We start from the raw sequence: 12,387 nt of genomic DNA, 5'->3' as shown, positions 1-12,387 counted from the left end.
AAACCCAACCCCCAATTCGGTTGTAAGCCCTAAATTAAACAATAGAAAGTGGGGGAGTTTACCGATCTAATTTGTTGGGAATCTCGCAACATCCCCCTGAAATAGTTGCACGGGTTTTTTCTCCTCCCCAAGCACAACAATAATAACGCTGTTCTTCAGTAAGATTTTGGATTGCCATCAGATTGCAATTTTCCAATACAACCCCTGTATAAGCTCCCGTTTCGTAATTAGGGGGAAAGCTACGCGAACGGGGACTGGCAGTTTCGACAGAGCCATAAAACAAACGAGTCTCTTTAAGATCTGACCCTTTTAAGTTGGCATCATAAAGGACAGTTCGAGATAAATTGGCTTTGACAAGACCACACCAACTTAAATCGGCACGTACCATATTGGCTTCACTTAAATCTGTCCAGCGTAGATCTTGACCTGATAAATTTGCCCCTGCTAACATCACCCCTAAATTAATTACTCGTACCCCATGAACTCGATCTTCAGCGTATCCTCCAAAACCATCAAGTATAGGTCGGCCTAAACGACTATCTCTCATCAAGGGGGTTAATAATTTTGATTGGGACAGAAAACGCAGAATTTTTGCTTTTCCTACTTCATCAACACTACTGAGAATAGCTGCTGTTCTCCCTTCAGCAATAGAACGTTCTTGCGGCCAATCTTCAAGCATTCCTTCTTCATTAAGAACTAGGTCGGAGATTCCTTGAAAGTAAGTATCAATAGTTTGTTGTTGAGTGATACGGTTTTGCTGGATGGTCAAATCTTTGGAGATGACATACTGAGCCCAGGCGACATAAACTGCAAGTAAGGCGATCATAATTTGACCCAATGCCCCTACCCATTCAGCCCAGGAGCCAAATTCATCATATTTAAACTGATTAAGCCAATCTCCAATTTTTTGATAAAAACCAACATATTTTGCTAGTCCAGTAATTGCCAGAATAAACACCAAAAATCCGATCAAAGTGTCACGTTCTTGGGGAGTTAAATATTGAACCACCCAATCTCGGATCGACGGCAAAATAATTTGTAAAGATAGTAATAAAGCAAGAACTCCCGCTGAAAATCCTAACCAAGAAATATTAAATCCTAATCCTAGTCCCATAATTGCTGCTGAGGTTAAAAGTAACCAAGGGTTAGAGGATTTTACTTCGTGCATATATAATGGTTGAGGTTTCGCAATAGAAGATAGAGTCTTCTGCGAGAGTTGAGTTGACGAGTTGGAGGAGACAGTTGTCCCTATTGTAGTAGGTGAGATGTTTTTTTTACCATTTTTCTCTGCCAAACGGTCCGGAGTTTCGTTGAAGGAATGAGATTCAGGAGTTTTGGACATAAAGTATTGACTGTTAACCAGTAAATTAAGAACAAGATAACAATTATCTTTTTATGGATGCATTATGAATCAATCTCTTTATACAGAGTAAAAAAAACCTAACACCCCCAGACGTTAATTCTATTGAATTAACGTTCCGCTAAAACCAATGGTTGCAGTAACCTATCAAGAATCTGTTTCAGGACTATGGCAGTCCATTCAGTATCTTCTGAGGTAATTCCCCGTCCTAAAGTGAGTCGAATTCCCCCTAGTCCTTCTTTCCTAGAATAACCCATGGCTAATAAAATTGGACTAGGACTTAATTTTCCACTGTGGCAGGCTGAACCCGCACTAATCCCAATTCCAGCTAAATTAAGCTGACGAACGATAGTTTGCCCAGTTATTTGCTTTCGGTTATTATTGCTTGATGGATCGGTTACAATGAAACTGACATGGTGAGGTAAACGATGTAATCTGTCACCTGTGGGAACTAGGTAAGGACAGTCAGCCATCAGATCAAAAAGACGGTCGCGTAACGAAGTTACGCGAGAGGTTTCTTTATCCATTTCTAAGACAGCTAATTCAGCGGCGACTCCTAACCCGGCAATAGCAGGAACAGCTTGGGTTCCTGACCGTAACCCTCTTTCTTGTCCTCCACCTCCCAATAAAGGAGAAATTCCCACTCCTGGACGCACATATAAGGCTCCTGCTCCTTGAATTCCATAAATTTTGTGACTTGAGAGAGATAATAAATCTATCCCTAAACGCTGCACATCTAAGGGTAATCTACCGGCTACTTGTACTGCATCGGTATGAAAAAGTACCCCAGACGAACGAGCAATTTGTGCCAATTCTTTAATCGGTTGTATCGTTCCCACCTCACTTTGTCCGTAAATAGTAGAAACAAGTACTGTATTTGGTCGCATAGCCTCTTTGAGATCTAACGGATAAACTCGTCCTTGACGATTAACGGATAACGTTGTCACTTGCCATCCTCTTTGGTTCAAAAGTCTAGCAGTTTCTGAGATAGCAGAATGTTCAACTGATGAAATAATCAAATGTTGGGGAGTAGAATATTGTTTAGCTATTCCCCATAAAGCCAAGTTATTCGCTTCTGTTCCTCCTGATGTAAAAATGATGGAGTCAACATTAGGAGCATTGATTAAATTTGCTACCTGACATCGAGCAGTTTCGACGATGGTAGCCGTCCGCTGTCCCCAAGTATGCAAACTTGAAGGATTTCCCCACTGATATTTTAAGATTTCCTGAACTTTAGTTATCACCTCTAGACGAGGGGGCGTGGTTGCACTGTAGTCAAGATAAATTTGCATTATTTCACCAGAGTGAATATTCGGAAGCAAGACGAAAAGCTGACTTGAAGATTAAACAATCAGAGCGATTTTAAAAAAATTTATATATTTATTATGTATCAATGGCCAGGTTTACAAACATTATACTCTTCATGGGAAATGACCGCTTCTGGGACTAGTAAATTTCCCTGATCACGACAAATTAAACGATAATGTCGTGTTACAGGTATACTAATGACAAAACGATCATGCCTAAGTCGCTTCCCATGAAATTCCCGATAATTTTTTCGATTGGCTAATTCTTTAAGAATTTTGCGGGCTTTAAAAACAACATTTCTAGGTAGAGTTCTTAAATCAATAGGATCTTTATCAAACTTGTCTTCCCAAGCATTTTTCTCTTGTTTTTTTCGTTCCCAAGCAACCTGAGCTTGATCACATCGGTGACACCGTTGACCGTATCCTTTATGACCACACGGAAAGAGCTTTTTTCTTCTCGACATAATAATTATTTATCCATAAAATATTTACAGATTATTTTGTTAAAATGGAGTGTCTCGACGAAACCTAGTTTCTCAACATCTTCTCTTAAGAAGATATTGAGGTATTCCTACAACCCACAGTTATACATGTGTTCAGCATACAAGGTCTTATTATCTCCAGGCAAAGAAATTAGAAAGATACTGAGAGAACTTCATTATCTCTAATTCACAAAATCTCCTTTGTCCAAGATTTAAACCTATATATTTTAAGTTTAATTATTGTTAAGTTTTTTTAATAAAAGTTCTAATAATCCATCTTTTTAAAAAAGGTTTAGAAACTGTTTACTATAATAAATCTATTATCATAGGTTCTCAGGAGTAGATAGCATAGTTATAGTGAGATTTAATGTAAATAACGTTTACTACTTAAAAGCTAGAATTATGTCATCATTCCCAATCTCGTTACCCCCCAATCTTGATGCGATTGTCCAGAAATTCAAACAGCGTTCTGACCCCAAGAAACGATATGAACAATTGCTGTGGTATGCCAAAAAGCTAGAATCAATGCCAGAAGAGAGTAAAATACCCAAAAATAAAGTTCAAGGCTGTGTTTCTCAAGTTTACATTACTGCTGACCTGAGAGATGGTAAGGTTTGGTACCGGGGAGATTCTGATGCTCAATTGGTCAAAGGGTTAGTTGCTTTTCTGATTGAGGGATTAAATGGTTTACCACCAGCTGAAATTTTGCAAATTACCCCTGATTTTATTGAAGATACCGGGTTGAAAGTTAGCCTTACTCCTTCTCGTGCTAATGGATTTTATAATATCTTCCAACTCATGAAAAAGAAAGCTCTAGAATTACAAGTAGAAACATAAGCATAGAGCTATCCCCCTAGTTATTTATAGGGGGAAAATTTGCTAATATATTGCATTTTCAGCAATTTAGCAGAAATAGATATTGCGATTTATAATAGATCGAAGTAAATTGCACAATTAGCAGTTATCTCAGTTTAGTTTATATCTAAACACTTGTACTTTTCTGTAAAAACTCGTTTGATAAAACCTGATATTTCCTATCATTCTGTAGTTATTATTAATGATAACTAAACTATTTTGATTATTGATCTAAAGAGATACTAAACAAAACAGTAATTATCTGTAGACTTAAGATAAACTTTCAACTGTGAGTAACTTCTACAATGTCTGGAATATAAAATTTAAATTGCACCATGGACATCAATACCCGACCTGGCGAAAGTCACCCTCTTGGTGCTACTGTTTATCCAGAAGGCGTTAATTTCTGTCTTTTTTCCAAACACGCCACAATTGTTGAATTGCTTCTTTTCGAGGAATCTAATGCCCCTCAGCCTTCGTATGTCCTGGTTTTAGAACGACAAACAAACTGCACCCACTACTATTGGCATATTTTCGTATTTGGGTTAACAGCTGGACAAGTTTACGCTTATCGGGTTCATGGTCCATTTGAACCGGAAAATGGTCATCGATTTGATGCGAATAAAGTTCTTTTAGATCCCTATGGCAAAGCTATTGTGGGATCTTCCATCTACAATCGTAGTGCTGCTTTCCAACCTGGAAACAACTGCGCCCAAGCTTTACGGAATGTTGTTATTAACAACAATAATTATGACTGGGAAGACGACCACCCCTTACGCATTCCCTATTCCCAAAGTATTATCTATGAAATGCACGTGAGAGGATTCACCCGTCATCCTAATTCTGGTGTAGAACCTGATAAACAGGGAACCTATGCTGGATTAATTAAAAAAATTCCCTATCTCAAAAGCTTAGGCATTACGGCGGTTGAATTATTACCAGTTCACTATTTTGACTCCGAAGATGCTAGATCTGGACTAACAAATTATTGGGGTTATAGTACCATTAATTTTTTTACTCCTCACCGCATCTATAGTTCTGACAAAAGTTCTCTGGGACCTCTTAATGAATTTCGAGATATGGTTAAAGCATTACATAAAGCAGGAATTGAAGTAATTCTAGATGTAGTCTTTAACCATACTGCGGAGGGGGATGAACTAGGACCGACTCTTTGTTTTCGGGGCATAGATAATGCAACTTATTACATTCTAGAAGCAGATAATTTAGCCCATTACAAAAACTATAGCGGTTGTGGCAATACTTTTAGGGGGAATCATCCCATTGTTGCCCGTCTAATTTTAGACTCGCTACGCTACTGGGTATCAGAAATGCATGTTGATGGATTTCGCTTTGACTTGGCTTCAATTTTGACTAGGGATGCTAGTGGTACCCCCATTAAAGATCGCCAGGGATTAGATTTATTATGGGTAGTCGAATCTGATCCTGTCTTAGCAGGAACCAAACTTATTGCTGAAGCGTGGGATGCTGCTGGACTCTATGATGTAGGTCGATTTGTAGAATTAGCAGACTGGTTTGCTGAGTGGAATGGACCATTTCGAGATGATATTCGCCGCTTTGTAAAAGGAGATTTAGGAATGGTTCCTTCTTTAGCAGCAAGAATTATAGGTAGTCCTGATATTTACCACCGCATAGATATGGATACCAACCGTAGTATTAACTTTATTACCTGTCACGATGGCTTTAGTCTTAATGACTTGGTTTCCTATAATGAAAAGCATAATGAAGCAAATGGGGAAAATAACTACGATGGATGCGATAATAACTTTAGTTGGAATTGTGGAGTGGAAGGGGAAACCGATGATTCTAAAATTAATGCTTTAAGGTTACAACAAATTAAAAATTTTCTAACTATTCTGTTTCTTTCCCAGGGAACCCCAATGATTTTGATGGGAGATGAGGTAAGTCGAACCTGCAAAGGAAATAATAATGTTTATTGCCAGGATAACGAATTGAGCTGGTTTGATTGGGACGATGTGGATCGACAATTTCATTTATGGTGTTTTGTTAGAAAATTAATTCACTTTACCCAAGGGTTAGAATTATTCCGTCAAGAACGACGGTTGGAAGTTGCCTATATAAATCTTCATCATCCTCAGATTAGTTGGCATGGAACCAAATTAAAACACCCTGACTGGTCTTATCATTCGCGTTGTTTGGCTTTTAGTGTGCGCCATCCTGATGTGGATGAACATTTGCACGTAATGCTGAATGCTTACTGGAAATCCTTAGAATTCGAATTGCCTGTTTTAGAGCACGGATACTGTTGGCATCGTATCATTGACACAGCGTTACCTTTATCCGAGAGTTTCTGCAAATTGGATGCACCTTATCCTGTTAAAACTAATAGCTATCATGTTCAGGGACGAGCCTCTGTGGTTTTAATGGTTAAACCTTCTCTTTAAAAAAAGTTGATTTTCCTTGAGGGTTACTACTGATAAATAATAACTAGAGTTCCAACTAATATCCACTTCAAGAGTTATTAAACAGCTTCTACCAGCAGATTTATATAATTGTAACTGACACAAATGCCACATGATCATGCCAGCTTAATGTATAGAATAACATCGATGGTAATAAATCAGATAGGGGCATCGGGAACATCGTAGTCTACTCTCTACATTCTCTCTTGAAGAGGTTTTCTAGAAAAGAAAAATATACCAATATTTGTTGTTGTTGTTAGTTTATTAGTAACAATCATTGTATGATTTAAAATTTCTTCCTATGTTAGTTTAATGAGATTTAAAAACGTAGTTGTTATTCTCGATATGTTAAGTCAAAGTACGACGAGGTTTACAATTAGCTGATGATTATTTAAAATAGTAACTGCCAGTAATCAAGACTAAAACAGATAAAATAGCCTAAAACTAGGATAGATTACTTTGTAATTTCTAATTGAAAGAAAATTCTTTATATAAATAAGTATAAGAAGTCAGTCGATTAAAAAGATTAACACAACAATTTTAGACACTTAAATTTCTCAAATATTCAATCTGAGAAGTAGGTATTTAAAGAAAATAACGTTTATTAAGCAAATTTTTATTAATTATTTCTACTAATTTTTAGCTAAACTTTTATTAGTTGATTAAACCAAATAATAAATTAAAAATAATTTAGATAAAAACTCTGTCTATAAAACTATTCTATATATTGTTTATTTAAGCCAGAAATTAAGTATTTAAAAGATAAAAATTATTTTTAATCAAGAGGATATTTTTTATTGAAAAAATCTTAAAAAGAGAGCTATAAAAAAATAATAAGTCTCAAAAATTGGAGCAAAAAAAAACAAACATTCAATAACTTATAAGTAAATTTAAAATTAGCCAGCTAATTTTAAATTTTACTAGTAGATAAATATTTATATACTCAAAAGTTACTTGTTATATATAAAAAAATAAAGAAGTTTGGTATTAATGGGACTAAAAAGAATTTAATTTTTTAAAAATTTCAGATATCATTATCAATTTTTGAGATAAATTTATAGAAAGGGAGAATCTATTGCACAAGAAAGATTTCTTAAAAATTTACTTTTAAAACTTAAAAAATTGAAAAAAGATATCTAAAAGCCAAAATAAATATATGACATCTTAAGGGATCTAGAGTGCGATTAAAGCTAATTAGAACAAAAGTTTAGAGTTCTATTGAGAAAATCTACTATAGTAAGCTAGGGCTATGAATAGTTGTATATCTACGGATTTATCAAATAACTAACTGATCATTCACTTAAATTAAAAAAGTAAAGTGGGCAAAAAAGTGGAAATCTCTACTTAGTCAAGTGTTGATAAATTAGGAGTTTATCAATTACGTCACAAACACAGTTAGAATTACATAGACAATTTCCTCTTAATCGTTTATTGGCTCTAATAAATGAAGGTGACATTACCTCATGATAATTACACAGGATAAAGTTATGAAGAACTAGCGGTATTATTGATCTATATTAGTAAGTGAAGTTGATCATAGAATTTTTTATTTGGTAAAATAGGTCTGGGAACATCACAAGAGCCTACAAGAATAATGAAATAGACAATCGGAAAAAAAAAGATAAAAAACGACTATTCCTGAGATTTATTCAGAATTTTTGGTATTATAGGAACTTTTGTTTGGATAAAGATGTCGTTATTCCAATATTTGGTCAAAGTCTATCAATGACTCACCAGACAAACAAGAAGTGACACCAGTAGTTTTTCAGTATATCGTTAAATCTCAAAAGACTTTAGAAGAAGGATCTCCAATTTAATTTAGGTATTTTTTTAAAAAAACCTAATGTAACTAACATTTGTTAATGTTAGTTACATTAGACTTGTTAAGAATGCTCTTATTTAAGAGCAACTTCACTAGAAGTACAAGAAATGAGTCAGATTGTCTACCAACTTAGAAAAAATAAATTAACTCTTAAAAGAAGTCTTATTAATAGAAAATGATGCTAGATGACAACATAACAAACAGTGGAAAATTTTTGAGTAAATTACTAGATAATATTTGTTAGCCTACGCTCTAGAATTGGAGCAAACGGAAAGATTCTAAACTTTGGTATATGATACTTGAGTTCATGAGTATTAAGAGCTATTTGATTAGATAGAAGAAGTCTTGCTAAATTATTATGATATTCTAAATCAAATAAAAGAAGAAACTTAAAATTAAACTTATTATCATTAGTCAAGTTTTCTATAATTTTTTATAAAAATAAAGTAACCGTATTTAGTATAGTTATTTTAAATAATTGTTGATTATTTTAAAAAAAGTTTTTGAGTAATCTCTAATTTTAGATTTTGCTTAAACTCATTCATGAATTTACGGTCATCTGTGTTGTCTGGAGTTAACTTAAAAACAAACAACTTACTACTGTCGTTATGATCAGTAGTTTTAATTCTCATGCAATCCAACATAACTTTTATCTAAGTTAACTAAGTGTTCAAAAACTCCTATAGTAGTAGAGTAAACAATACTAATTATTATAATTTTTTCTTTACAAGTTTGTAAAAAATTACATAGCAATATCATTGCTTAAAATACAAGTTCTACAAAACAATTTTAGTTGACTAGATTAGGCAATGCTTTCCCAAAACTTCAATCGAACTTATGTTAGTAGAGTTGACTCTCCTGACAGCCCGGTACAAACTACATAGTCAACTATTTAGAGTGGGTTACGTCACAGAGAAAAACTTCTCTTCACAATAAAGCTTTTGCCTAACTTAGGCTTACAAAATATACAATTTTTTTATCACATTGAGTACAGCAGCACCACAAGAGATTGAGTCAGCTTAATACGGTAACAATTGTTTCCTCTGATTGAAGTTTTACTAACTTATCTCCTGTGCCATCTTTACCAAAAAATGGAATTGAACCAATCGGCACAACTAAAGAACGATTGTGATCGGTAAGCAAGGTAATTTCTCCTTCGTCTTTAGCCAATATCATTCCCCCTAAACCATCTGTTTTACTTTTGAATTGTAGACACTGATGACCAATATCCCCCAACTTTCCTGCCCTGATGTCTTTCAAAGACAAGCGTTTACCATAACCAAGACTTGAAATTAAGAGAATATCTTCTTCTGGACTCAAAGTAACACAACCGACTAAGGTTTCTCCATAAAGGAATTTTAACGCCTGATTTCCCTGAGCATTTCGTCCCATTACACTAATCATCTCATCAGTAACTGAAAGGCGTAATACACGCCCTCCTGACGTAGCAATCACTACTTCTTGCCCTTCTTGGGTAGGACAAGCATAGTCAAGACGATCACCGTCTTTAAGTTTCACCAACACTAATCCTCGATTAGTTAAACTGGTCAATTGGGACATTGCAATACGTTTAATACGCCCCAGTTTGGTTAATAATAATAAATCTTGATTTTCCAATTTCTGAGGCAGGAAACCTGAATAAATAACCCGATTTACATTTCGTTGCGTCCCTTTCGCCAAAAGACTTAACAGAGAAATTGATTGAGTTGTGACAGGAGGAATTTCTGATACGGTGACAGGATAAGCTTTACTGGCATCGGTAATCACTATTAACTCGGTTTTTTGTCCAATGGTTGCAGAATAAACAAGGTGATCGAGTCCTTTAGTACCGGGCGATCGCCAAGCTACCTCACTACTATGGGTAATCTCTAAGATTGCATCTTCAGGGGGTTTTTGAAGAGAGAAAAAAGTTAATGGTTGAGGCAACTCCGAAGATTGTGATTTTTTTTCTGAATTATTCTCTTGTTTAGAGAAAGATGATTTGGGTTTAAGATCACTTTTTGTTGATTTAACTTTCGTGTCTCTGGTGGTAGTAACCATCTTAGTACGACGAGGATCACTAAAGTTACGTTTTAATGATCGCAGATTTTTCTTAAGCGTTTTTAACAATTCATGACGATCATTTAATAGAGTTTGTAATTCATTTATACGAGTTTGTAATTCATGATATTCGGACTGTAACTTTTGCTGTTCTAACCCTGTTAGACGACGCATTGGCATTGCTAAAATAGCGTTAGCTTGAGCATCACTAATTTCTAATTCCTTTTGAAACCTGAATTTGGCAGTAGTTCCATCGGCAGCATTTCGTAAAATATTAATAACCTGATCAAGATTATCGAGGGCTATTAATAACCCGTCCAATAAGTGGACACGGTTTTGTGCTTCTTTCAACTCATTTTTATATTGCCGTGTTAGAGTTTGTTCTCTAAATTTTAAGAATTCTTTTAATAACTGACGCAAGGAAAGCTGACAGGGCTTATTATCCACTAAAGCTAATGAAATCATCCCAAAATTATTTTGTAGAGCAGTTTTCTGATAAAGTTTTTTCAAAACAGTATTAGAGTTAGCATCCCGTTTTAATTCAATGACAACCCGCATTCCCGTGCGATCACTCTCATCCCGAATATCGGCAATACCCTCTAGGCTTCCTTGATTAACCAGATCTGCCATTTTCTCAATCCAACTGGACTTATTGACTTGATAAGGCAATTCTGTGACGATAATAGCGGTGCGTTCTTTGCGTCGTCGTCGTCCCACATTCAAGGTTTCAATCCGAGTCACTCCCCGAACGGGAATTATACCGCGTCCTGTAGCGTAAGCTTCCTTAACACCGTTTGTGTTGATAATTTGCCCTCCAGTGGGAAAATCAGGACCGGGAATAATTTTCCATAACTTCTCATCAGAAACATCGGGGTTATCGATAAGAGCAATTAATCCATCAACTAACTCCCCTAAATTGTGGGGGGGGATACTTGTCGCCATCCCCACAGCAATTCCAGTACACCCATTGAGGAGTAAAATAGGGAGTTGAGCAGGTAAAACAACGGGTTCTTGTTGAGAATTATCAAAATTATTGGTAAAGTCGACGGTTGAATTGCTAATATCGTTCAACATCCCGCGATCAGCAATGGCGGCCAGTCGTGTTTCCGTGTAGCGCATTGCTGCGGGTGGATCATTATCCACCGACCCAAAGTTTCCGTGACCTGATAGGAGAGGATAACGGCTCGAAAAATCTTGTACCATCCGCACCAGAGCATCATATACTGCTTGGTCACCATGGGGATGATATTTTCCTAACACATCTCCAACTACCCTAGCGCATTTACGAAAAGGGCGATCAGGGGTTAATCCTAATTCATACATTGCATAAAGAATGCGTCGGTGAACAGGCTTAAGTCCATCACGAACATCAGGTAAAGCCCTCCCGACAATAACGCTCATGGCATATTCAAGATAAGAGCGTTGCATTTCTGTATGCAATGCGGTTGGGATAATTTTACCTGTCCCTAATACGTTTAGCTGTCTTGTCATTGAAGTTTCTTGATAAGAATATTCTGTCGGTTTACAGTAAGAGTCCTTGAATTTAACTTAACCTGATCACTAAGCAACTTGTGAATAAATTGCATCGGATGTAGGCTAACCATTAGCAATTCGCATTGATTTTTAAGATTTTCCCCAAAAACTAAGTTTAATCTCTTCCTGATTTAGAGCTAGAGGGTTAGTCCGGCAGGACTTATTTAACGTAGTTTATGGGAGTTGATGTCCAATCAGATATCAAGTTGATAGAGTCATTCCTATTTCTTTGAGCAGCTCGATAGTCTCTTTAATCTTACCCAAATCACTAAAAATCAGTAATCTATACTTTTTGTGATCCAACATAATGTTTTTGGGGTCTATCAAAAGCATTCTTATCGTAGAAGACGATCTCATTAACTTTTGCGTGTCTTCTAAAATTTCTACCAAACGTGGTGAGTTGGATGTCAAAAGAACAGAGAATGTAGAAGAAATAATTAAGAATAGTCAAAGAGAGAGAAGTTAATATTACTTAAATAGATGTTTCCCTATCCTATAGTGTTTATCTCTTTATCCAATCTATATTGTTAGATCAAGCAAGGACAAG

Annotated in this window: 6 protein-coding genes and 1 pseudogene; 3 read left to right on the top strand and 4 right to left on the bottom strand. The window is 35.7% G+C overall.

All coding sequences use genetic code 11. From position 1 onward, the window contains the following. Window positions 1-58 precede the first annotated feature (58 nt). The 3 genes from RGRSB_RS02560 to RGRSB_RS02550 all read right to left on the bottom strand — a co-directional run bounded on the left by RGRSB_RS02560 (window position 59) and on the right by RGRSB_RS02550 (window position 3,131). A complete protein-coding gene (locus RGRSB_RS02560; RefSeq protein WP_119259708.1) occupies window positions 59-1,342 on the bottom strand; it encodes a pentapeptide repeat-containing protein in 1,284 nt (427 codons plus the stop codon). 128 nt (window positions 1,343-1,470) lie between these two features. Further along, a complete protein-coding gene (locus RGRSB_RS02555; RefSeq protein WP_119259707.1) occupies window positions 1,471-2,652 on the bottom strand; it encodes a cysteine desulfurase family protein in 1,182 nt (393 codons plus the stop codon). A gap of 98 nt (window positions 2,653-2,750) precedes the next feature. Next, the gene (locus RGRSB_RS02550) at window positions 2,751-3,131 is read right to left on the bottom strand and encodes a DUF7682 family zinc-binding protein (protein ID WP_119259706.1); all 381 of its coding nucleotides are present in this window, start codon (window positions 3,129-3,131) and stop codon (window positions 2,751-2,753) included. A 420-nt stretch (window positions 3,132-3,551) separates the two neighbouring features. Here RGRSB_RS02550 and RGRSB_RS02545 point away from each other — a divergent pair, with 420 nt between their 5' ends. Both RGRSB_RS02545 and glgX read left to right on the top strand, forming a co-directional pair. Beyond that, on the top strand, window positions 3,552-3,986 hold the full coding sequence (locus RGRSB_RS02545; RefSeq protein ID WP_119259705.1) for a SufE family protein: 435 nt from the start codon (window positions 3,552-3,554) through the stop codon (window positions 3,984-3,986). Between the two features lie 353 nt (window positions 3,987-4,339). Then, the gene (glgX, locus tag RGRSB_RS02540; RefSeq protein WP_119259704.1) at window positions 4,340-6,427 is read left to right on the top strand and encodes a glycogen debranching protein GlgX; all 2,088 of its coding nucleotides are present in this window, start codon (window positions 4,340-4,342) and stop codon (window positions 6,425-6,427) included. 2,854 nt (window positions 6,428-9,281) lie between these two features. Here the strand turns inward: glgX and RGRSB_RS02535 are convergent. After that, window positions 9,282-11,798: a DNA gyrase/topoisomerase IV subunit A gene (locus RGRSB_RS02535; RefSeq protein WP_119259703.1), complete on the bottom strand. Its 2,517-nt coding sequence runs from the start codon at window positions 11,796-11,798 to the stop codon at window positions 9,282-9,284. Window positions 11,799-12,162: 364 nt separating this feature from the next. On the opposite strand from RGRSB_RS02535, the pseudogene RGRSB_RS11020 reads away from it, so the two are divergent. Beyond that, window positions 12,163-12,291: pseudogene (locus RGRSB_RS11020) on the top strand (response regulator); the annotation flags it as partial. Window positions 12,292-12,387: the final 96 nt, after the last annotated feature.

This window comes from cyanobacterium endosymbiont of Rhopalodia gibberula, from assembly GCF_003574135.1.
Classification (GTDB): Bacteria; Cyanobacteriota; Cyanobacteriia; order Cyanobacteriales; family Microcystaceae; genus Rippkaea.
This window is presented reverse-complemented; position numbering and strand designations above follow the sequence as displayed.

Bases quoted from the DNA above. Each gene is read 5' to 3' on its own strand.
- RGRSB_RS02560 (WP_119259708.1), bottom strand. From the start codon at position 1,342: ATGTCCAAAACTCCTGAATCTCATTCCTTCAACGAAACTCCGGACCGT.
- RGRSB_RS02555 (WP_119259707.1), bottom strand. From the start codon at position 2,652: ATGCAAATTTATCTTGACTACAGTGCAACCACGCCCCCTCGTCTAGAG.
- RGRSB_RS02550 (WP_119259706.1), bottom strand. From the start codon at position 3,131: ATGTCGAGAAGAAAAAAGCTCTTTCCGTGTGGTCATAAAGGATACGGT.
- RGRSB_RS02545 (WP_119259705.1), top strand. From the start codon at position 3,552: ATGTCATCATTCCCAATCTCGTTACCCCCCAATCTTGATGCGATTGTC.
- glgX (WP_119259704.1), top strand. From the start codon at position 4,340: ATGGACATCAATACCCGACCTGGCGAAAGTCACCCTCTTGGTGCTACT.
- RGRSB_RS02535 (WP_119259703.1), bottom strand. From the start codon at position 11,798: ATGACAAGACAGCTAAACGTATTAGGGACAGGTAAAATTATCCCAACC.